The organism is Mitsuaria sp. BK037, from assembly GCF_014193045.1.
Lineage (GTDB): Bacteria > Pseudomonadota > Gammaproteobacteria > Burkholderiales > Burkholderiaceae_C > Roseateles.
Genome location: NZ_JACHYS010000003.1, coordinates 866,016 through 887,925, shown reverse-complemented (window position 1 = coordinate 887,925; position 21,910 = coordinate 866,016). Strand labels below are relative to the sequence as shown.

The following is a 21,910-nucleotide window of genomic DNA, read 5'->3' as shown; positions in this document are numbered from 1 at the left end:
GCGGCTTACCCCTGCGCGCCGGCGGACGCGCCGCCGAGTCGCACGCTCACCTCGCCGCCGCTGACCGTCTGGCGGCCCTGGGCGGTGTCGATCAGCAGTTCGCCGCGTTCGTTCACGCCGGCCCCGGTGCCTTCGAGCGCCCCGGCGGTGATCGCCTTGCCCTGCAGCAGGTCGCGCGCCGCGAAGCGCTCGCGCCAGGCACCGAAGCCCTCGCGCGGGAAGGCCGCCAGCGCCTTCACCAGCACCGGCGCCAGCCGCGCCAGCGCCTGCGGCGGGGTGATGTCGGGCAGCAGTTCCTGCAGGCAGGCGAAGCCGGTGTTGAGCTGCGACTCGGCCACCTTGGCGCGGTCCGACACGTTCAGCCCCACGCCGATCACCGCCATGCGCGACGACCCGGCGGGCACGGTCTCGATCAGGATGCCGCCGAGCTTGCGCTCGTCCAGCCACAGGTCGTTGGGCCACTTCAGGCCGAGCCGGCGGCCGTCGGGATCGAGCGCCTCGGCGATGGCCGCGCCGACCACCAGGGACAAACCCGACCAGTCCGCGATCTCCAGCGGCAGCGACAGCGAGAAGGTCAGCGACGCGCCGGCCGTGCTGTGCCAGCTGCGGCCCTGGCGACCGCGGCCATGGGTCTGGTGCTCGGCGATCAGCAGGCAGGGATGCAGGTCGTGCTGGCGGCGCCCGTAGGGACGATCGCCCGCCCGGCCGCCACCACCGCCACCGCTGGCCGCGGCGCCTTCATCGCGCCGTACGCGCTCGACCAGGGTGGCGTTGGTCGATTCGACCCGCGCCAGCACCTCGATGCTGAGCCCCGGCAGCAGCGGCTCCAGGTCTTGCCAAAGGGCTTCGGCGCCCCAGTTCTGATGTTCTTGCATCGCCGCGAATGTGATCCTGCGATTCCCGTCTTGGTCTTCCCGGGCCGGTCGGTCCGGTGGTCGTGGATGGGCGGAGTCTAGAGGGAGACGCCCCCCTTCCGGGGGAGCGGCACCACGAATCGGTGGCTGTAGGACCTGACAGGGTCCCCCGCCGCCCGTTCGGCGCCCGCTCGGCGCCTTCCCGGCCGGGAGACCGATCCGCCCTCAGCGCCCCTTGGGCGCGAGCATCGTGCCGCGGCAGCCCGGCGTGCCGCAGCGGCACTCGAAACGCTTCTTCAGCTTGGGCGTATAGCGTTCCTCGATCACCAGACCATAGTCGTAGAACAGCTCCTCGCCCGGGTAGATGTCCGTCAACGCGTGGATGAACACCCGGCCCTTCTTCTCCCGCGCTTCGCAGTTGGGGGTGCAGGCGTGGTTGATCCAGCGCGCGCGGTTGCCGTCGACGGCGGCGTCGATGACCCCACCGGTCTCGAGGTGGAAGTAGAAGGTATGGTCCGGCTGCGACGGATCGTGGGGATGGCGGCGCAGCGCCTCGTCCCAGTCGATGCGCTCGCCCTTGTATTCGATGAGCTTCTCGCCCGCCTTCAGCGGCTCGACCGCGTAGACGCCGCGGCCATGCACGCCGGACGCCCGGACCTCGATCCGGGCGCTGCGCTTGCCCGGCTTGCCGGCCTTCCCGGACTTGTCCGCCTTGTCCGCCTTCTTCCCCTTGCCGGCCTTCTCCGCCTTCTCCGCCTTCCTGGCCTTCTTGCCCTTGCTGGCCTTGTCGGCCGGGACGGCGGCGGCGCCGGTCTCCGGAGCGGTGGGCGGGAGCTGCGAATCGGGACGCTGTTGCGGCATGGAGCGAGTCCGGTACATTGAATTCATGGGTGCGCGCGCGTGCACACACGTACGTAGGTGCGTGGGCGCGCGCGAGGCCGGATTGTAGGCAGGCGTTCACGAGGATTTCGGACGCCTGAACGAAGACGAAAGAAACAAGCGCATGAGCAAGGCATTGGTGATCGCGGAGAAGCCGTCGGTGGCGCAGGACATCGTCAAGGCGCTGACCCCGCTGTCGGGCAAGTTCGAGAAGCACGACGAGTATTTCGAGAACGACGAGTACGTCGTCAGCTCGGCCGTCGGCCACCTGGTGGAGATCAAGGCGCCGGAGGAATTCGACGTCAAGCGCGGCAAGTGGAGCTTCGCCCACCTGCCGGTGATCCCGCCCCACTTCGATCTGAACCCGATCGACAAGAGCAAGGGCCGGCTCAACGCGCTGGTCAAGCTGATCAAGCGCAAGGACGTGACTTCGCTGATCAACGCCTGTGACGCGGGGCGCGAAGGGGAACTGATCTTCCGCCTGATCGTCCAGTACGCGGGCAGCGCCAAGGCGCAGGTGACCAAGCCGGTGAGCCGGCTGTGGCTGCAGTCGATGACGCCGCAGGCGATCCGCGAGGGCTTCGAGCGCCTGCGCACCGACCAGCAGATGCTGCCGCTGGCCGATGCCGCGCGCTGCCGTTCCGAGGCCGATTGGCTGGTGGGCATCAACGGCACGCGCGCGATGACGGCGTTCAACTCGCGCGATGGCGGCTTCTTCCTGACCACCGTGGGCCGCGTGCAGACGCCGACGCTGTCCATCGTCGTGGAGCGCGAGGAGAAGATCCGCAAGCACGTCTACCGCGATTACTGGGAGATCCGCGGCACGTTCGACGCCGAGGCCGGCCAGTACGAGGGCAAGTGGTTCGACCCCGCGTTCAAGAAGAACGCCGAGGACCCCGAGCAGCGCGCCGACCGCGTCTGGACGCAGGCCGAGGCCGATGCCATCGCGGCCGCCGCCAAGGGCCAGCCCGCCACGGTGACCGAGGAATCCAAGCCCAGCACCACCGCCAGCCCCGGCCTGTACGACCTGACCACGCTGCAGCGCGAGGCCAACTCGCGCTTCGGCTTCTCGGCCAAGACGACGCTGGGCCTGGCGCAGGCGCTGTATGAGAAGCACAAGGTGCTGACCTATCCGCGGACGGACTCGCGCTACCTGCCGGAGGACTACCTGGGCGTGGCGAAGCAGACCGCCGAGATGATCGCCAGCGAGGACCTGCCCGGCCCGCTGCAGGCGCTCGCGCCGCACGCGCGCACGGCGCTGGACAAGGGCTACATCAAGCCGACGAAGAAGGTCTTCGACAACGCCAAGGTGTCGGACCACTTCGCCATCATCCCGACGCTGCAGCCCCCGCGCAGCCTGACCGAAGCCGAGGCCAAGCTCTACGACATGGTCGTCAAGCGCTTCCTGGCGGTGTTCTTCCCGCCGGCCGAGTTCCAGGTCACGACCCGCATCTCGACGGTGAAGACGGCGGCCAAGTCCTATGCCTTCCAGACCAACGGCAAGGTGCTGGTCAAGCCGGGCTGGCAGGCGGTCTACGGCAAGGAAGCCACCGACGAGAACGCCGAGCCGGGCACCAGCGGCGCGATGCTGGTGCCGGTGAAGGCCGGCGAGGTGGTGCGCACCGAGGACACCGACGTCAAGGCGCTGGTGACCAAGCCGCCGGCGCGCTACACGGAAGCGACGCTGCTGTCGGCGATGGAAGGCGCGGGCAAGCTGGTCGACGACGACGAACTGCGCGAGGCCATGGCCGAAAAGGGCCTGGGCACGCCGGCCACGCGCGCGGCGATCATCGAAGGCCTGCTGGCCGAGAAGTACATGCTGCGCGAGGGCCGCGAGCTGATTCCCACCGCCAAGGCCTTCCAGCTGATGACGCTGCTGCGCGGGCTGGGCGTGGAGGAACTGACCAAGCCCGAGCTGACCGGCAACTGGGAGTTCCAGCTGTCCGAGATGGAGAAGGGGCGGCTCAAGCGCGAGGCCTTCATGGCCGAGATCGCCGCGATGACCGAGAAGGTCGTGCGCAAGGCCAAGGAGTACGACCGCGACACCATCCCCGGCGACTACGCGACGCTGAAGACCCCGTGCCCGAAGTGCGGCGGCGTGGTCAAGGAGAACTACCGCCGCTTCACCTGCACCGGCAGGAGCGGTGATGGCGAGGGCTGCGGCTTCTCGATTCCCAAGATCCCGGGCGGCCGCAGCTTCGAGCTGCACGAGGTCGAGGCCTTCCTGCGCGACAAGAAGGTCGGACCGCTGGAGGGCTTCCGCTCCAAGGCGGGCTGGCCCTTCACGGCCGAGCTGGCGCTGGTCTTCGACGCCGAGATCGACAACTGGAAGCTGGAGTTCGACTTCGGCGAGGACGCGAAGAAGGCCGAGGAGAACGGCGAGCCGGTGGACTTCAGCGGGCAGAGCTCGCTGGGCCATTGCCCCAAGTGCGGCGGCCGCGTCTTCGACTTCGGCAGCAACTACGTCTGCGAGCACGCGGTCGGCGACAAGGTCACCTGCGACTTCAAGAGCGGCAAGATCATCCTGCAGCAGCCGGTCGAGCCGGAGCAGGTGAGCAAGCTCCTGACCACCGGCAAGACGGACCTGCTGGAGAACTTCGTCTCCAACAAGACGCGCCGCAAGTTCAAGGCCTTCCTGGCCTACGACAAGAAGGAAGGCAAGGTGGTGTTCGAGTTCGAGCCGCGCGCCGCCAAGACCGGCGCCAAGCCGGCCGCCAAGAAGGTCGCCGCCAAGAAGGCGACCGCGAAGGGCTGATCGACGGCTCCGCCGCGGCGCCGTGGCGTCACCGAACGACCCAGGGGCCCGACGGGCCCCTTGTTCATGGCGACGCCCGGCGAGGCGGACCTTGCCGGGCCTCGCTCCGGCCCCGCAGCGCCTCAGCGCAGGAAAGCTTCACCGGCCAGCACCGGCTGGTCGCGCAGCCGCGCGGCCATGTGATCGATCAGCAGCCGCAGTGGCGCGGGCACGCGCCGGCCGGCGGCATGCACCAGGTGCACCGGCGCGGCGGGGATTTCATGGTCCGCCAGCACGATGCGCAGCCGCCCGGCCCGCACCGCCTCCGCCGCCTGGTAGACCTGGCAGCGCGCCAGCCCCACGCCGGCCTCGGCCGCGGCGATGCCTGCCGCGCTGTCGTTGACCATCAGCGTCGGGGTCAGCGCCTGCGATCCCTCGCGGAAGCGCCAGGGCGTCATGCCCTGGCCGTCGAAGTAGCCGGCCACGATGCGATGCCCCACCAGCTCGCGCGGCGACCGCGGCTCGCCGGCCCGGGCGAGGTAGTCCGGCGACGCCACGATCACCCGCCGCATCGCGCCCACCGGCACCGCGGTCAGCCCCGAGTCCGGCAGGTGGGCGATCCGCACCGCCAGGTCCTGGGCCTCGTCCAGCAAGGACACGACGCGGTCGACCAGCAGCAGCTTCATCCGCATCCGCGGGTACTGCTGGAGGAACTCGGCCGCCAGCGGCGCGACATGCAGGCGCCCGAACATCGACGGCGCCGTCAGCGCCAGCAGCCCCGCCGGCTCGGCCTGCGCGCCGGCGACGGCCGCTTCCGACGCGTCGAGGTCGCCCAGGATGCGGCGGCAGTCGAGGAGGAAGCGCTCACCGGCCTCGGTCAGCCGCACCGAGCGCGTGCTGCGCTGGAACAGCTGCGCGCCCAGGCGCTGCTCCAGCGCCGCGATCGCGCGGGTGGCGGCCGGTGCCGAGCAGCCCAGCCGGCGCGCCGCGCCGGCGAAGCTCTGCGTGTCGGCCACGGCGACGAAGCAGCGCAGGCGTTCCAGGTGGTCCATGGCGATTCGCCGTCCGGGCAGAGCGGCGTTCATTATTTCGACAGCTGCAATTCTCAATGATCTCCTCCGGCCATTCCGGTCACGCGCCGCAATGGATACGGTAGAGGCCTCGCTGATCCACGATGGAGCCTCGCTCGATGAACGCCTCTCCCCTCGCCGCAAGCTCTCCGGCTTCGACGCCTATGGCCACGACCGCCGGCGCCGCGAGCGCCCCGGCCACCCCGCTGCGCCTGCACCGCCTGGCCGCGTCGGGCCATTGCCACCGCGTCGAGCTGCTGCTGTCGCTGCTGGGCCTGCCCTACGAGGTGATCGACCTCGACCTGCGCCGCGGCGACCAGCACCAGCCGGCCTTCCTCGCGCTGAACGCGCTGGCGCAGGTGCCGGTGCTGGAGGACGGCGAGCTCGTGCTGCCGGAGAGCAACGCGATCCTGGTCTACCTCGCGACCCGCTACGCGCCCGAGGCCGGCTGGCTGCCCCGCGATGCGGTCGAGGCGGCCTGGCAGCAGCGCTGGTTCAGCCTGTCGGTGAGCCTGCTCGGCCCGGGCGCGGCCTCGCCGCGCTACCGCGCGCTGACCGGCCAGCCGGTGGATCCGGCCTCACTGGCGCTGGGGCACCGGCTCTTCGCGCTCATCGAGGACCGGCTCGCCCGCGTCGCCTTCCTCGTGGCCGACCGGCCGATGCTGGCCGACCTCGCGTTCTACGGCTACACCTCGCAGGCGCCGATCGGCGGCGTGTCGCTGAGCGACTACCCGCGCCTGCGCGCCTGGCTCGCGCGCATCGAGGCGCTGCCTGGCTTCGTCCCGCTCACCGACCAGCTCTGAACGACGCCGGAGGCTCCCCATGGACAAGTCCTGGCACCCCGGCGAACAGACGCTGCAGGCGCGCGTCGGCATGCGCGAGCGCATGGCCGAGATCGGCCCGCAGGTGATCCGCGACCACATGCCGGACCAGCATCGCGAGCTCTTCGGCAAGCTGCCGACGATGCTGCTAGGCGCGCTCGACGCCGCCGGGCAGCCCTGGGCGACGATGCTGGCCGGCCCGCCGGGTTTCGTCGCGACGCCCGACGCGCGGACGATGACGATCACGACGGCGCTTGATGGGCAGGACCCGGCGCTGGCCGCGCTGCGCGCGCGCGGGCCGGGCGCGCCGCTCGGCCTGCTCGGCCTGGAGCCGCACACCCGGCGTCGCAACCGGATGAACGGCCGGCTCGCGGCGATGTCGGAAGGCGGGCTCGAGGTGGCCGTCGTGCAGAGCTTCGGCAACTGCCCGAAGTACATCCAGGCGCGCGACCCGCTGCGCTGGGACGACACGCCGCCGGCGCTGGCGCAGCCGCTGGGCGCGGCGCTCGATGCCCGCGCGCTGGCGCTGATCGAGGCCGCCGACACCCTCTTCATCGCCAGCGCCTCGGCGCCGGTGCCTGGCGACGGTCGCGCCGAGGGCGTGGACGTGTCGCATCGCGGCGGTCCGCCGGGCTTCGTCGCGGTGCAGCGGCGGCTGGATGGCGGAATCGAACTGCTGATCCCCGACTTCCCCGGCAACCGCTTCTTCATGACGCTGGGCAACCTGCTGCGCCATCCGCGCGCCGGGCTGCTGGTGCCGGACTACGCCGGCGGCGAGCTGCTCCACCTGGCGGCGGATGCGGAGATCGTCTGGCGGGACGACGCGCGCGGGCTGCGCCTGCGGGTCACCGCCGGCCTGCGCCGGCCGGGCGCGCTGCCCTGGCGCTGGAGCGCCGCGCAGCTCGCGCCGCAGTTCGAGCCGGCGCCCTAGCGGCGTCCGTGGCATCCGCGGCGGCGGCCGCAGCCCAGGCGTCTCGAGTGCCCGCGGCGCCCCTTTCGCGCGCCCTCAAATCGCAACCCGTGAAATCCTGGGGGCCGGTTCGTGCCTGCGTGCCGGGCGCGCTCGCGCATTTGCGCGACACTCGGCCGCAAACAACGTGCGAGTCAGGAGAGGGCATGGGGTCATGGGCCGATCGACGCTGAGCATCCAGACGCGGCTGGTGGCCGCGCTGAGCCTGAGCGCGACGGTGCTGGTGGGCTTGATCGGTCTGTACTGGGTCGACCGCCACGAGCACGAACTCAACGAGGCGCTGACCGAGCGCCAGCAGCGCATGGCGCAGCTGGTGGCGCGCGGCTTCGCCGAGCCGGTCTGGAACCTGGACAGCGCGGCGCTGTCCGAGCTGCTGGACGCGGTGATGGCCGATCCCGAAGTCCAGTCCATCACCCTGGCCGCGCCCGGCCTGGAAACCCTGCAGCGCGCCCGCGAGACGCCGGCGGTGCGGCCGCTGACGCTGGAATTCGAGCTCAGCCATCGCGCCGGCGCCCAGGGCGCGGCCGGGGCGCTCGGCCGCGCGACGCTGGTCTACACCCGCAGCTACATCGACCAGACCCTGGGCGAGACGCGCCGGCTGGTGGCCAGCCTGCTGGCCACGGTGCTGGCGGCGATCGCGCTGACCAGCTACGTGCTGGTGCGCCGCCTGGTGGAGCGGCCGGTCTCGCGCCTGCGCGGCCTGGCGCAGCGGGTGGCCAGCGGCGAGCTCGGCGCCCACATCCAGCCCGAGCATGCCGACGAGATCGGCGACCTGACCGACCAGCTCAACGCGATGAGCGCCAAGCTGCGCGACTTCGCCGAGGGCCTGCGCAGCAGCGAGCAGCGCTACCGCAGCCTGTTCGAGAACGCGGCCGAGGGCATCTTCCAGGCCGACGGCCACGGGCGGCTGCTGCGCGTCAACAAGGCGCTGGCCCACATGCTGGGACTGGGCCGGCCCGAGGACGCGCAGGGCGTCACGCTGCGGCGCGTGGTGCGCATCGAGCGCGACGAGTACCGGCGCCTGGCCCTCGCGCTGGAGCGCCACCGGCTGCTGCAGCAGGTGCCGCTGCTGGTGACCACGCGCGACGGACGCGACCTGTGGGTCGAGCTCAGCCTGCACCTGGTGCTCGACGGCGCGCCGCGCATCGAGGGCCTGGTCAGCGACATCACGCTGCGCCGGCTGGCGGAGCAGGAACTCACCCAGCATCGCGATCACCTCGAGGAACTGGTCACCGAGCGCACCGTCGAGCTGTCCCAGGCCAAGCAGCGCGCCGAGGCGGCGAACCAGGCCAAGAGCCGCTTCCTGGCGACGATGAGCCACGAGTTCCGCACGCCGCTCAACGCCATCCTCGGCTTCGCGCAGCTGCTGCAGATGGATGCCTCGCTCAGCGAGGCGCAGCAGCAGCGCATCCGCCTGATGCGCGAGTCCGGCGAGCACCTGCTGGTGCTGATCACCGACCTGCTGGACGTCGCCAGCATCGAGGCCGGCAAGCTGACCCTGCAGCTCAGCCCGCTGGACCTGCGGGCGCTGCTCGAGATCTGCAGCGAATCGATGCGGCCGCGCGCCGCCGAGAAGGGCCTGGCCTTCGACGTCCACCTCGACGCGCAGCTGCCGACGCGGGTGCGCGCGGACGGCCAGCGGCTGCGCCAGGTGCTGCTGAACCTGCTGTCCAACGCGGTCAAGTTCACCGACCACGGCCGGATCGGGCTGTCGGTGGACGTCGTGGCCCAGGGCCCGAGCAGCCTGATGCTGCGCTTCACCGTCTCCGACACCGGCATCGGCATGGCACGCGAGCAGATGGAACGGCTGTTCCAGCCCTTCGAGCAGGTGGCGGACCTCTCGCGCCGCGCCGGCGGCACCGGCCTGGGCCTGGCGATCAGCCAGCAGCTCGTCCGCCTGATGGGCGGGGAGATCACCGTCCAGACCTCGGTGGACGAGGGCAGCCGCTTCAGCTTCGCGCTCGAGCTGCCGCTGGCCTCGTAGCCCAGCCCCCGGGTCCGCGGCCTCACGGCTACACGGGTCCCCGGCCTCACGGCCACACCGCCCTTGCTTTAGCCCCGGCCCACTGTGCGGGCGGCGCCCGGCGCGCGCGGGCGCTTGGGCATACTTCCCGGCCATGACTGCCGTCCTGTTCTACAAGCTGCTGGCGATCTTCATCGCCGCGGGGATGGGCTGGTTCGTCGGACACATGCGCTGGCTGGGCAAGGCCGGCGGCGAGAACGATCCCGCCCGCATCCTCTCGAACCTGGCGTTCTACCTGTTCGTCCCGGCGCTGATGTTCCGCACCACCGCGCGGGTGGAGTTCTCCGCCCTGCCCTGGCTCACCGTCGCCGCCTTCTTCGCGCCGGTGGTGCTGATGCTGGTGGCCGTCTACCTCTACGAGCGCCAGCGCCATCCCGACAGCCCCGCCGCCCCGGCGGTGCGCAGCATCACCGCCAGCTTCGGCAACACGCTGCAGGTCGGCGTGCCGCTGGTGGCCGGCGTCTTCGGCGAGAGCGGCCTGGCGGTGCACATCACCGTCGTCAGCCTGCACGCGCTGACGCTGCTCACCGTCGCCACCGTGCTGGTGGAGATGGACCTGGCGCGCCACAGCGCCGGCGGCGCCAGCCTCGGGCGCACCGTCGCCACGACGATCCGCAACACCGTCATCCACCCGGTGGTGCTGCCGGTGCTGTGCGGCTTCGCCTGGCACCTCACCGGCATCCCGCTGCCCACCGTGCTGGACGAGGTGCTGCAGATGCTGGGCAGCGCCGTGGTGCCGCTGTGCCTGGTGCTGATCGGGATGTCGCTGGCCTACTACGGCCTGCCGCGCGGCGCGATCCGCTCGCTGCTGGGCCTGGCCGCGCTCAAGCTGCTGGTGCTGCCGGCGCTGGTGCTGGGCATCGCGCACTGGGGCTTCGGCCTGTCGGGCATGCCGCTCGCCGTGATCGTCATGATGGCGGCGCTGCCGCCCGGATCGAACGCGATGATGTTCGCGCAGCGCTATCGCACGCTCGAGGCCGAGGCCTCCGGCGCCATCGTGCTGGGCACGCTGCTGTTCGCGCTCACCGCGCCGCTGTGGCTGGCGATCCCCGCCTGGCTGGACGGCGCCGGCGCGCCGTGACGAGCGGCGCCGCGGCCCGCGCGCGGCACCATCGCCGTTCCCACCGATCGTTAGGAGCCCCATGACGGCATCGCCCTCCGACCCGACGAGCACCTCCGCCCCGCGTTTCGCCTTCGTCCGCGGCGACGAGATCGCCCCGCAGGCGCTGCATGCCGCCTTCACCGCGGCCTTCTCCGATTACCTGATCGGCCCGTTCCAGATCCCGCCGGCGCAGTGGCCGATGTTCCTGGCGCGGCAGGGCGTGGACCTGGCGCTGTCGCGGGTGGCGCTCGACCCGGCGGGCGCGGCGCTGGCCTTCGCGTTCGTCGCGCCGCGGCCGCTGGCCGGGCGCTGGCGCCTGGCCACGATGGGCGCGCTGCCCGCCGCGCGCGGGACCGGCGCCGCGCCGGCCCTGTTGGACGACCTCATCGCCCGCGCCGCCGCCGCCGGGCTGCGCGCGGTGGAGCTGGAGGTCTTCGCGCAGAACGAGCGCGCGCGGCGGCTCTACGAGGGCCGGGGCTTCACCGCGCGGCATCGGCTGGACGGCTACACCGCCGAGCCCGGCACGATCGCGACGCCGCCGCCGCAGGGCCGGGCCGCGCCGCATGCGGTGGAGATGCCGGTCGCGCTCGCCTGGCTGGAAGCCGCGGAGCAGCGCCTGCCCGAGCTGCCGCTGCAGGTGACCGCGGCGACGCTGCGCCATGGCGTCGACTACCACGCCTGGCAGGTCGGGGCGTCCGGCGATGGGGAGGCGCCCGGCGGCGACGCGGCCGCGCAGGTTGTCTTCAGCCTGCCCGACGAGACCGTCATGGTCCACAGCCTGGTCGCCCCGCGCGAGGCCGACGCCCGCGCGCTGGTCCAGGCACTGGTGGCCGTGCATCCGCAGCGCCGGCTGCGCGTGCCGCAGCTGCAGCGGGACGACCTCGGCGGCGCGGCCTTGCTGGCGCTGGGGGCGGTGCCGCAGCCGCTGCACCAGCAATGGATGCTGCGCCCGCTGTGAGGTGGCTTCGGCGCCGCTGCGGTGCCGTATCGGTGCCGCTTCCAGGCCATGTCGACGCCATGTCCACGCCCTATCGACGCCGCGTCGACGCGGTCTTGACGCCCGCCGGCCACGCGGGCGCGGTACCCTCGCCCCGCCTTGATCTGCCTGAGTTCCGGCACTTGTGAGGGCCGCCCGCTTTGGATAGCGTGCGCCGCACCAACCTTGAAGGGAAGCGTCCCACCATGCGATTCATGCCCGCGGCGCCCGCCGCCATCACCCTGGCTGTCCTGACCGCGCTCGGCGGCCTTCATGCGGCCGTCGCCGCGCCGGCCGCCGCCGGCACCAGCGCCGTCTCCACCGTCGGCGGCACGCTCAACGTGAAGCTGGAGAAGGTCAAGCTGCCCAACGGCTTCGAGGTGATCCTGGTCGAGGACCACCGCCTGCCGCTGGTGGCCTTCAACCTGTGGGTGCATGCGGGTCCCCGCAACGAGGTCAAGGGCCAGACCGGCTTCGCCCACCTGTTCGAGCACCTGATGTTCGCCGGCACCCGCCACATCCCGCGCGGCCAGGCCGACAAGATCATCGACGCCGCCGGCGGCACCGATTCCAACGGCACGACCGACTTCGACCGCACGAACTACTTCTTCACGTTGCCGTCCAACCAGCTCGAACTGGGCCTGTGGCTGAAGTCGGACATGCTGGGCTACATGATCGACGAGGTCGATTCGGTGGCGCTGGCCAACCAGCAGGACGTGGTCCGCAACGAGCGCCGCCAGTCGGTCGAGAACCGGCCCTACGGCATCGTCGAGGAAGCGCTGTACCAGGCGCTGTTCCCCGAGGGCCATCCGTACCGCGCCACCGTGATCGGCTCGCATGCGGACATCCAGTCGATCAAGCTGGAGGACGTGAAGGCCTTCGCCCGCAGCTACTACCGGCCCAACAACGCCACGCTGGTGCTGGCCGGCGACTTCGACCCGGCGCAAGCCAAGCGGCTGGTGCAGAAGTACTTCGGCCCGCTCAAGGCCGGTGATCCGGTGCCGCCGGTCAAGGTCGAGCAGCCCCGGCTGACCGAGGAAAAACGCATCGAGGTGACCGACCGCATCGAGCTCTCGCGCCTGGACGTGGCCTGGCACACGCCCGCCGTGTTCCAGCCGGGCGACGCGGAACTGGACATCGCCTCGCACGTGCTGGGCGGCGGCAAGTCCAGCCGCCTCTACAAGACGCTGGTCTACGACAAGCAGCTGGCGCAGTCGGTGCAGGTGCAGCAGTACTCGCTGTCGCTGGGCTCGGTGTTCTCGATCGAGGTGGTGGCGCGGCCCGGCAAGTCGCTGGACGAGATCCAGAAGATCGTCGACGACGCCGTCGCCGAGCTGGCCACCAATCCGCCCACGCCCGAGGAGATGGCCCGCGCCCGCGCCGCGATCGAGACTGGCACGCTGTCGCGGCTGGAGAAGGTCCAGGCCCTGGCCGACCAGATCAACTACTACAACCAGCAGGCCGGCGACCCGAACTACATCGGCAAGGACCTGGCCCGCTACCAGGCGATCACCCCGGCGCAGGTCCGCGACGTGGTGGCGCAGCAGCTGAAGAAGAACGCCCGCGTCGTCGTGCTGGCCACGCCGGGCGAGCAGAAGCTCGCCGCCGAGGTGCCGACGCCGCCGGCGCCCACGAAGGCCGCCCAGGGCGAGCGCGAGTCGATGAACCCGGACGTCGCCTGGCGCAAGACGCCACCCAAGGGCGGCAAGGCCAAGGCGCCGGTGCTGCCCGAGGGCCGGCGCCTGACGCTGGCCAATGGCCTGACGCTGATCCACATCCCCAACCCGGGACTGCCGCTGGTGAGCGCGACGCTGGTCGTGCGCGCGGGCCAGACCGCCAATCCGGCGGACCGGCCGGGCCTGTCGAGCTTCACCGCCGGCATGCTGCAGCAGGGCACGCAGACGCGCACCGCGCAGCAGATCGCCGACGAGGCCGCCGCACTGGGCGCCGCGATCAGCAGCGGCGCCGGCCGCGACGAGGCCCGCATCGAAGCCAGCAGCCTCAAGCGCAATTTCCCGCAGACGCTGGCGCTGATGGCGGACGTCGCGCTGCATCCGGCGTTCGATGCGGCCGAGATCGCGCGCATGCAGAACCAGCGCCTGGCCGCGCTGCAGCAGCAGCGCGAGCAGCCGCCGGCGGTGGCCGCGATCGTCGCCAACCGGGTGGTCTACGGCGAGGACCATCCGCTGGCCAAGACCTCGCTGGGTGATGAGACCGCGATCAAGGCTACCGACGCGGCCGCGCTGCGCCAGTTCTGGTCCACCCACTACCGGCCGGACCAGGCCGCGCTGGTGGTGGCCGGCGACATCTCGGCCGACGAGCTCAAGGCGCTGGCCGAGCGCCTGTTCGGCGGCTGGGCGCGCCCGTCGACCGCGGCGGCGACGGTGAACACCGCCGCGCCCCAGCCGGTAGCCGCACGGGTCGTGCTGGTCGACAAGCCGGGCGCGCCGCAGACCGCGCTGAGCGTCGTTGCTCCGGGCCCGAAGGCCGGCACGCCCGACGCCGAGGACATCAAGGTCATGAACGCCGCGATGGGCGGCCTCTTCACCTCGCGGATCAACACGCAGCTGCGCGAGGTCAAGGGCTACACCTACGGCATCTATTCGGCCTACACGATGAACCGCGACAGCGGCCTGTTCGGCATCCGCGGCAGCGTCCGCACCGACGTGACCGGTCCGGCGCTGAGCGACATGTTCAAGGAGATCGAGGGCATGCGCGCCAAGCCGATGGGCGCCGAGGAACTGAACCGGGTGCGCAACGCGCAGCTGCTGGCGCTGCCGGGCCTGTTCGACACCAACCGCGTCGTGGCGTCGAGCTACGCCAGCGAGTGGGCGGTGGGCATGCCGGCGGACAGCATCACCGCGCTGCCCCGCAAGTTCGCCGCGGTCACCGCGAACAGCGCCTACCAGGCGACCAGGACCCACGTCGACCCGGCGGCGCTGATCGTCGTGGCCGTCGGCGACAAGGCCAAGGTGCTGCCGCAGCTGGAGGCGCTGGGCCGCAAGCCGCTGGAGATCCGCGATCCGCAGGGCGCGCCGGTCGGCGTGACCGCGCCGTCGGTGCCGTCCTCCGCCGCGAAGCCCTGACCGAGCTTCGGCGACGCCCTCTTCCCCTCGCGGGAAGAGGGGATGAAGCTTCGCGAAGGCTAGGCTGGCCGCTTGCGATGGCCCCAGGGCGGTGGAGACCGCGGGGCATCGGTCAGAATCCCCGTCCATGACCGACCTCACCGCCTACATGACCGGCGTCGGCGAGGCGGCCCGCGCGGCCGCGACGCTGATGGCCGCCGCGCCGACCGCCGCGAAGAACATCGCCCTGCTGGCGCTGGCCCGCCGCCTGCGCGAGGCCGGCCCGGCCCTGGCCGCCGCGAACGAGCGCGACCTGTCCGCCGCCGTCGAGGCCGGCCTGGACGCGCCGATGGTCGACCGCCTGCGCCTGACTCCGAAAGTGCTCGCCACCGTCGCCGAGGGCTGCGAGCAGATCGCCGCGATGCCCGATCCGATCGGCGAGATCACCGGCGTGAAGCGCCGCCCCACCGGCATCAGCGTCGGCCAGATGCGCGTGCCGCTGGGCGTGTTCGGCATGATCTACGAGAGCCGCCCCAACGTGACCATCGAGGCCGCGTCGCTCGCCATCAAGAGCGGCAACGCCTGCATCCTGCGCGGCGGCTCCGAGGCGCTGCACAGCAACCTGGCCCTCGCGGCGCTGGTGGCCGACAGCCTCGAGGAAGCCGGCCTGCCGCGCACCGCCGTGCAACTGGTCAACACCACCGACCGCGCCGCGGTCGGGCTGCTCATCACGATGCCGGCCTTCGTCGACGTGATCATCCCGCGCGGCGGCAAGGGCCTGATCGAGCGCATCAGCCGCGAGGCCCGCGTGCCGGTGATCAAGCACCTGGACGGCAATTGCCACAGCTACGTCGACGCCGAGGTCGACCTGGACCTGGCGGTGACCGTCGTCGACAACGCCAAGACGCAGAAGTACAGCCCCTGCAACGCGACCGAGTCGCTGCTGGTCCATGCGAAGCAGGCCGCCGATTTCCTGCCGCGCATCGGCATGGTGTTCGCGGCCAAGGGCGTGGAGATGCGCGGCTGCGAGCGCGCGCTGGCACTGCTGGAAGCGGTGCCGCGCGACCTGCTCAAGCCCGCCACGCCGCAGGACTGGGACACCGAATACCTGGCGCCGGTCATCAGCATCAAGATCGTCGACTCGCTGGACGAGGCCATCGCTCACATCAACCGCCATGGCTCGCATCACACCGATGCGATCCTCACCACCAACCACCTCAGCGCGATGCGCTTCCTGCGCGAGGTCGACTCGGCCAGCGTGATGGTCAACGCCAGCACGCGCTTCGCCGACGGCTTCGAGTACGGCCTGGGCGCCGAGATCGGCATCTCCACCGACAAGTTCCACGCCCGCGGCCCGGTGGGCCTGGAAGGCCTGACCTCGATGAAGTGGGTGGTGCTGGGCCAGGGCGAGATCAGGACCTGACGCGATCCCGCCCGCCCGGCCGCCCGACGGCGCGCAGCCTCAGGGCAGGTTCGGAACGTTGGCGTCCTTGGGCGCGCTGACCTTGTAGACCGCCTGGAAGCGCTGCGTCTGGTTCGGCGCCAGCGGCAGCTCCCACATCTGGATCCCGCGCTGGTCGCGCCAGTCGGCCTTGGTCACCGGCGGCGTGAACTGCGTCTGCACGCGGATGTCTTCGTGCTCGGACACCGGCGCCGGCTCCAGCACCTGCAGCGTGACCTGCTTGCCGCGCAGGTTCTCGACCTGCCATTGGCGCGTCACCACGACTTCGCGGCGCCCGCCGATGAAGCCGCCGTTCGCGCCATCGCGCTTGTCGGGCTCCACGCGCACGCGCAGCCGGTCGTCGAGGCCGAAGGGCAGCGTCCACGTGGTCTCGCCGCCGAACTGCAGCGGCACCTGACCGATCAGCGCGTTGTCGCGGAACAACTGCACCGGCCCCGCGGGCCACGAGCCCTGCGGGCGCGGCAGCTCGGCGACGAGGTAGGCCGCCGCCTCGGTCCGCGGCTGCACGCGGGCGAGCACCCGGGCCTGCTCGGCCGTGCGGCCCAGGCTGACCGTCGACATCGCGCCGTCCGCGCGCAGCGTCACGCGCTGCGGCAGGTCGTATTCGGCGCCGAACTCCCCTTCGAAGACGCTCGGATCGAAGCGGATCGTCTCCGCGACGCGCGAGCCGGTCACCTCGACGGAACGCAGATCCGCAGCCGGCGCCGGTGCGGCCATCGCCACCGGTGCGATCGCCATCCGGGAACGGGTCATCTTCTCGAAGATTTCCTGCTGGACCGCCAGCGTCCACGGCACCAGCGGCTCGAGCGCGACGGCGTCGCGCGGCCGCACCGTCGAGAGCTTGAGCTTCACATCGGTCCAGTCCTCGCCGCTGGTCTGCGCGATCTGCGCCAGGCGCTCGATCGCCAGCGCGCCGGTCGCGGTGTCCAGGCGCGCGCGATATTGCGGCTGCCAGCCCGCGCCCGCGACGCGATAGGAGAGCCCGACATCGGCCGCCTCGGCCGTCGACAGCCGCAGCGTCACCACCGACACCTGGGCCGATGCCGTCGGCGCCACGGCCTTCGCCGCCGCCAGGTCGTTGCCGAGATCGGTCAGCCGGTCCTTCAGCGTCTGACGCCGCGCGGTCAGCTCCTGTCCGTTGCGGCGCAGCGTGTCCAGGCTGGCGCCGAGCGCGGCGCCAGGCCGCGCCTCGCGATCGGAGAGGCCCTTCAGGTAGCCGAGCGCCAGGTCGACGCCGGCGATCTCCGCTTCCACGGCGGCGCGCTGCTGCTCGATGTCGCGCACCCGCGGATCGCGCTGGCGGCATTCCGGCAGGGAGTCGCGCGGGGCGCGCTCGATCTTGAGCTCGCCGAGGTTCACGCCCGGCGGCGCCTGGACTTGCAGCGCGTCGCGCTCCAGGCTGGCGGGCAGACAGGCGAAGCGCGCCTGGACCGCGCCAGCCGGCACGCGCAGCGCGCGATCGACCTGCGCGCCACCCGGGTACAGCAGGACCTGCGAAATGGTGGACACCCCCGCGGAACCGGCGGCCGCGCGGGCCTCGCCGAGGGCCAGCGGGCCGGCCGCCAGCGCCGCCAACGCGGCGCCCGCGACGGCGCGCGTCGTGAACAGTCGTTGCATTGCTTTTCCTCCTTGGGCCGGCCACGCTATCACGGTGCTGGCACACTTCCGGCCTGCCGTTTTCCTTGTCAACCGCTGGTCCGCCATGTCCGACGCCGCCCCCGCCCCGATCCCCGCCGTCCACGCCTCGCGCCGCAAGGCGCTGGTGCTGTTCTCCGGCGGCCAGGACTCCACCGCCTGCCTGGCCTGGGCGCTGGACCGCTTCGCCGAGGTCGAGACCCTGGGCTTCGACTACGGCCAGCGCCATCGCATCGAGTTGGACTGCCGCCGGACCGTGCGCGCCGAGATCGCCGCGCAGTTCCCGCACTGGGCGCCCAAGCTGGGCGAGGACCACCTGCTCGACCTCGGCCTGCTGGGCCAGATCTCCGACACCGCGCTGACCCAGGAGCGCGAGATCGAGTTGCAGGCCAACGGCCTGCCCAACACCTTCGTACCGGGCCGCAACCTGCTCTTCCTGACCTTCGCCGCGACGCTGGCCTACCGGCGGGGCGCGTCGGTGCTGGTCGGCGGCATGTGCGAGACCGATTTCTCCGGCTACCCCGACTGCCGCGACAACACGCTCAAGGCGCTGCAGGTCGCGCTGTCGCTCGGGCTGGACACGCCGATGACGCTGGACACGCCGCTGATGTTCCTGACCAAGGCGCAGACCTGGGCGATGACGGAGGCACTGGGCGGCACGGCGCTCAACGACCTGATCGTCGAGCACACGCACACCTGCTACCTCGGCGAGCGCACCACCCGCCATGCCTGGGGCTGGGGCTGCGGCCGCTGCCCGGCCTGCGAGTTGCGCGCCCGGGGCTGGGACGAGTTCCAGCGCGCCCGCTCCGGCGGCGCGGCGGTCTCGGCCTGAGCGCGGCGGACGCGATGCAGTGGCATTGGAACTGGGGGCTGTGGGCGCTGGCGGCGGTGCTGGTGTTCTGGAGCATCGGCGCCTACAACCGCGTGATGCTGCTGCGCAATGAAATCGCCAGGGCCTTCGCGCAGCTCGACGACGCCTTGACCCGGCGCTTCGCGCAGGGCGACCTGCTGCTGGAGCGGCTGCGCGAGCGCCTGCCCAGCGAGCAGGCCAGCCTGGACGCGCTGGCCGCGGCGCAGGTCGAGGCGCGCGCCGCGACGCAGGCGGTGCGTGTCAGGCCGCATGCGGCCGATCCGGTGGCGGCGCTGGCGGTGGCCGCGGCGGTGCATGGCGCGGCGCTGACGCGGCTGGTGTCGCTGGTGGAGCATCACGCCGAACTCAGCATCGAGCCCGACCTGGCCGGCGCCGTGGACGAGCTCAAGATGATCGAGCGCCAGCGCGCGTTCTCGCGCCAGGTGTTCAATCAGGCGGTCGAGGCCTACAACGCCGCGATCCGCCAGTTCCCCACCCGCGTGCTGATGAGCTTCGTCGGCTTCAGCGAGGCGCGCAGCCTCTGAGCCTCTGAGCCTCTGAGCCTCTGAGCCTCTGAGCGCCTGGGGCGCCTCAGCCCTTCTGCTTCATCAGCGCCAGGAACTCCGCCCGCAGCGTCGCGTCCTTCAGGAAGGAGCCGCGCATGACGCTGTTGGTCATCGTCGAGTCCATGTCCTTGACGCCGCGCCAGTGCATGCAGAAGTGGTCGGCGTCCATCACGATCGCCAGCCCGTCGGGCTGGACGCGTTCCTGCAGCTCGTTGGCCAGCATCACGACGGCCTCTTCCTGGATCTGCGGGCGGCTCATGATCCATTCGGTCAGGCGCACGTACTTGGACAGGCCGATCAGGTTGGAATGCTCGCTGGGCAGCAGGCCGATCCAGACCTTGCCGATGATCGGGCACAGGTGGTGCGAGCAGGCGCTGCGCACCGTGATCGGGCCGACGATCATCAGCTCGTTCAGGCGCTCGGCGTTGGGGAACTCGGTCACCGGCGGCGGCGGCGCGTAGCGGCCGGCGAAGACCTCCTTCAGGAACATCTTGGCCACCCGCTTGGCGGTCTCCTGGGTGTTGTGGTCGCTGTCGGTATCGATGACCAGCGCTTCCAGCACGCCCTGCATGCGCGCCTGCACCTCGGCCTGCAGCTGGTCGAGCTCGCCCGCCTCGATGAATTCGGCGATGTTGTCGTTGGCGTGGTGGCGCCGCCCGGCCTGGACCAGCCGGTAGCGGATGCGCTCCGAGGCCGGCAGCGCGGCCAGGTCCTCGGGGCTCAGGATCGGGGTGCTCGTCATGAAGCCTGCGTTCTCATGGGGGACCGGCGATTGTCGCGGCTTCCGCCCGGGATTGCGAAAGCCGGGGCTTGGCCTTGCGCGGGGCCCGGTCGGGACGGGCCCACTAAACTCGCGCGGTGTCTTCCGTCCCCTCCCCCAAGAACGCCGCCAGCGGCAGCGCGCCCCCGCTGCACCGGCTGCTGGCCAATGCCTCCGACGCGGTCCAGGCCGTGCGCGACGGCCACTCGCTGACCGACTGGCTGTCGCGCTGCCCTGCCGAGATCCGACCCGGCGTGCAGGCGCTGAGCTTCACCGTGCTGCGACGGCTGGGCGCCGCGCAGGCGGTGCGCGCGGCGCTCGCCCCCAAGAACCCGCCGCCGCGCGTCGACGCGCTGCTGCTGACCGCGCTGGCGCTGCTCTGGCCCGGCGAATCGGCCTACGCCGAGCACACGCTGGTCGACCAGGCCGTCCATGCGGTCCGCCAGCGCGCGCCCAACAGCGCCGGCTTCGTGAACGCGGTGCTGCGCCGTTTCCTGCGCGAGCGCGAGGCGCTGGTCGCCGCCGCCCAGGCCGATCCGGTCGCCCGCTTCAACCATCCGCGCTGGTGGCAGGACCGGCTGCGCACGGACTGGCCCGCCGCCTGGGAAGGCCTGCTCCAGGCCAACCAGCAGAAGCCGCCGATGACGCTGCGCGTCAACCCGGCCCACGACGACCTCGACGGCTACCTCGCCCGGCTGGGCGAGGCCGGCATCGCCGCCCATCCGGCCGGCGCGCTGTTCCCGCAGGCGGTGGTGCTCGACGAGCCGCGTCCGGTCCAGGCCCTGCCCGGCTTCGACGACGGGCATGCGTCGGTGCAGGACGCCTCGGCGCAGCTCGCCGCGCCGCTGCTGCTCGGCCAGCGCCCGCCTCAAGACCTGGCCCCCGGCGAGGACTGGCCGGTGCTCGGCGCCGGCGCGCGGGTGCTGGACGCCTGCGCGGCGCCCGGCGGCAAGACCGCCCATCTGCAGGAACTGGCCGGCAACGGCCTCGATCTGCTGGCGCTGGACGCCGACGCCAAGCGGCTGGAGCGGGTCCGCCAGAACCTGCAGCGGCTGCGGCTGGAGGGCGCGGTGCGCGCCGCCGATGCCCGCGACACCGCCGCCTGGTGGGACGGTCGCGCCTTCGACGCGATCCTGCTGGACGCGCCCTGCAGCGCCTCCGGCATCGTGCGCCGCCATCCCGACGTGCGCTGGCTGCGCCGCCCCGACGACATCCCGGCGCTGGCGCGGATCCAGTCCGAGCTGCTGGAGGCGCTGTGGCCGCTGCTCAAGCCGGGCGGCCGGCTGCTCTACGCGACCTGCTCGGTCTTCCGGTCCGAGGGCCAGGACCAGATCGACGCGTTTTTGCAACGCCATGGCGATGCGCGGTCGCGTCAGTTCGACCAGGGGGCCGGGCATCTGCTGCCGCTCGCGGACAATGCCCGCCAGGACCTCGCGCCCGGCGCGGCGGCCGTCACCGACGGCTTCTATTACGCGCTGTTGCACAAGGCCTGATCCCCGAACTCCTCGTCGAATCCCGTCCGCGTGTCCCCGCCGTCCCGTTCCGTTCCGCTGCGTGCCTGGTGGCAGCGCCTGACCCTGGTCGGCGCGCTGCTGGTGCTGCACGGCTGGGCACTGGCGCAGGGCGTGGCGCTGCAGCTGCTCAACGCGGAGCGCGCCGAGGACGGCCTGGCGGTCAGCTTCAGCACGCGCTTCGAGCTGCCCCGGCAGGCCGAGGACGCGCTGCTCAAGGGCGTGGCGATCTACTTCGTCGCCGAGGTCCAGGTGCTGCGCAGCCGCTGGTACTGGCGCGATGCCCGGGTCGCCCAGGCCAACCGCACCTGGCGCCTGACCTGGCAGCCGCTGACCCGCCAGTACCGCGTCAGCACCGGCGGCCTGCATCAGAGCTTCGACACCCTGGGCGAGGCGATCGCCTCGCTGCGCGGTGTCTCCGGCTGGCGCGTCGCCGACGCCAAGGAGATCGAGGACGACGGCCGCTATTACCTGGAGTTCAGCTACAAGCTGGACACCGCGCAGCTGCCCAGACCGCTGCAGATCGGCCTGGGCGGCAGCCAGGGCTGGACGCTGGGCGTCGACCGCACGCTGACGCTCACGCTCGAGGCGCCGGCCGCGCCGCCGCCCAACAAGCCGCAGCCCTGACCGCG

Annotated in this window: 17 protein-coding genes; 12 read left to right on the top strand and 5 right to left on the bottom strand. The window is 71.9% G+C overall.

Annotated features, from left to right (window positions below; all coding sequences use genetic code 11):
• Window positions 1-5: 5 nt before the first annotated feature.
• Complete coding sequence (locus tag FHT37_RS20665) at window positions 6-875, bottom strand: biotin--[acetyl-CoA-carboxylase] ligase (protein ID WP_147240171.1); 870 nt, start codon at window positions 873-875, stop codon at window positions 6-8.
• 204 nt (window positions 876-1,079) lie between these two features.
• Window positions 1,080-1,715: an SET domain-containing protein-lysine N-methyltransferase gene (locus FHT37_RS20660; protein ID WP_183483996.1), complete on the bottom strand. Its 636-nt coding sequence runs from the start codon at window positions 1,713-1,715 to the stop codon at window positions 1,080-1,082.
• A 142-nt stretch (window positions 1,716-1,857) separates the two neighbouring features.
• Between FHT37_RS20660 and FHT37_RS20655 the strand changes: the two genes are divergently transcribed.
• Window positions 1,858-4,488: a DNA topoisomerase III gene (locus FHT37_RS20655; protein ID WP_183483993.1), complete on the top strand. Its 2,631-nt coding sequence runs from the start codon at window positions 1,858-1,860 to the stop codon at window positions 4,486-4,488.
• Window positions 4,489-4,610: 122 nt separating this feature from the next.
• Here FHT37_RS20655 and FHT37_RS20650 read toward each other — a convergent pair whose 3' ends face one another.
• On the bottom strand, window positions 4,611-5,519 hold the full coding sequence (locus FHT37_RS20650; protein WP_183483990.1) for a LysR substrate-binding domain-containing protein: 909 nt from the start codon (window positions 5,517-5,519) through the stop codon (window positions 4,611-4,613).
• A 182-nt stretch (window positions 5,520-5,701) separates the two neighbouring features.
• On the opposite strand from FHT37_RS20650, the gene FHT37_RS20645 reads away from it, so the two are divergent.
• The 7 genes from FHT37_RS20645 (at window position 5,702) to FHT37_RS20615 (ending at window position 15,917) form a co-directional block, all read left to right on the top strand.
• Window positions 5,702-6,340: a glutathione S-transferase family protein gene (locus FHT37_RS20645; RefSeq protein WP_183483988.1), complete on the top strand. Its 639-nt coding sequence runs from the start codon at window positions 5,702-5,704 to the stop codon at window positions 6,338-6,340.
• Window positions 6,341-6,359: 19 nt separating this feature from the next.
• Complete coding sequence (locus FHT37_RS20640) at window positions 6,360-7,289, top strand: pyridoxamine 5'-phosphate oxidase family protein (protein ID WP_091730864.1); 930 nt, start codon at window positions 6,360-6,362, stop codon at window positions 7,287-7,289.
• Window positions 7,290-7,482: 193 nt separating this feature from the next.
• Window positions 7,483-9,312 carry an ATP-binding protein gene (locus FHT37_RS20635; protein ID WP_091730860.1) on the top strand — a complete coding sequence of 610 codons (1,830 nt, stop codon included), beginning with the start codon at window positions 7,483-7,485 and terminating at the stop codon, window positions 9,310-9,312.
• Window positions 9,313-9,445: 133 nt separating this feature from the next.
• A complete protein-coding gene (locus FHT37_RS20630) occupies window positions 9,446-10,432 on the top strand; it encodes an AEC family transporter (RefSeq protein WP_183483985.1) in 987 nt (328 codons plus the stop codon).
• A 61-nt stretch (window positions 10,433-10,493) separates the two neighbouring features.
• Window positions 10,494-11,411, top strand: a complete 918-nt coding sequence (locus tag FHT37_RS20625) for an N-acetyltransferase (protein ID WP_183483982.1) — start codon at window positions 10,494-10,496, stop codon at window positions 11,409-11,411.
• Window positions 11,412-11,635: 224 nt separating this feature from the next.
• Complete coding sequence (locus FHT37_RS20620) at window positions 11,636-14,515, top strand: pitrilysin family protein (RefSeq protein WP_255489865.1); 2,880 nt, start codon at window positions 11,636-11,638, stop codon at window positions 14,513-14,515.
• Between the two features lie 127 nt (window positions 14,516-14,642).
• Window positions 14,643-15,917 (top strand): glutamate-5-semialdehyde dehydrogenase, encoded by a 1,275-nt coding sequence (locus FHT37_RS20615; RefSeq protein ID WP_183483979.1) that lies wholly within the window; start codon window positions 14,643-14,645, stop codon window positions 15,915-15,917.
• 39 nt (window positions 15,918-15,956) lie between these two features.
• Here FHT37_RS20615 and FHT37_RS20610 read toward each other — a convergent pair whose 3' ends face one another.
• Complete coding sequence (locus FHT37_RS20610; RefSeq protein WP_175538425.1) at window positions 15,957-17,573, bottom strand: DUF4139 domain-containing protein; 1,617 nt, start codon at window positions 17,571-17,573, stop codon at window positions 15,957-15,959.
• An 85-nt stretch (window positions 17,574-17,658) separates the two neighbouring features.
• Between FHT37_RS20610 and queC the strand changes: the two genes are divergently transcribed.
• On the top strand, window positions 17,659-18,423 hold the full coding sequence (gene queC, locus FHT37_RS20605; RefSeq protein WP_183483976.1) for a 7-cyano-7-deazaguanine synthase QueC: 765 nt from the start codon (window positions 17,659-17,661) through the stop codon (window positions 18,421-18,423).
• Window positions 18,424-18,437: 14 nt separating this feature from the next.
• Window positions 18,438-18,986, top strand: coding sequence for a LemA family protein (locus FHT37_RS20600; RefSeq protein ID WP_183483973.1), 549 nt, complete (start codon window positions 18,438-18,440; stop codon window positions 18,984-18,986).
• 46 nt (window positions 18,987-19,032) lie between these two features.
• On the opposite strand, the gene folE is transcribed toward FHT37_RS20600, so the two are convergent.
• The gene (gene folE, locus FHT37_RS20595; protein WP_091730833.1) at window positions 19,033-19,749 is read right to left on the bottom strand and encodes a GTP cyclohydrolase I; all 717 of its coding nucleotides are present in this window, start codon (window positions 19,747-19,749) and stop codon (window positions 19,033-19,035) included.
• Window positions 19,750-19,865: 116 nt separating this feature from the next.
• Here folE and rsmB point away from each other — a divergent pair, with 116 nt between their 5' ends.
• The gene (gene rsmB / locus FHT37_RS20590) at window positions 19,866-21,260 is read left to right on the top strand and encodes a 16S rRNA (cytosine(967)-C(5))-methyltransferase RsmB (RefSeq protein WP_183483971.1); all 1,395 of its coding nucleotides are present in this window, start codon (window positions 19,866-19,868) and stop codon (window positions 21,258-21,260) included.
• Between the two features lie 30 nt (window positions 21,261-21,290).
• On the top strand, window positions 21,291-21,905 hold the full coding sequence (locus FHT37_RS20585; RefSeq protein WP_091730826.1) for a DUF4390 domain-containing protein: 615 nt from the start codon (window positions 21,291-21,293) through the stop codon (window positions 21,903-21,905).
• Window positions 21,906-21,910 lie beyond the last annotated feature (5 nt).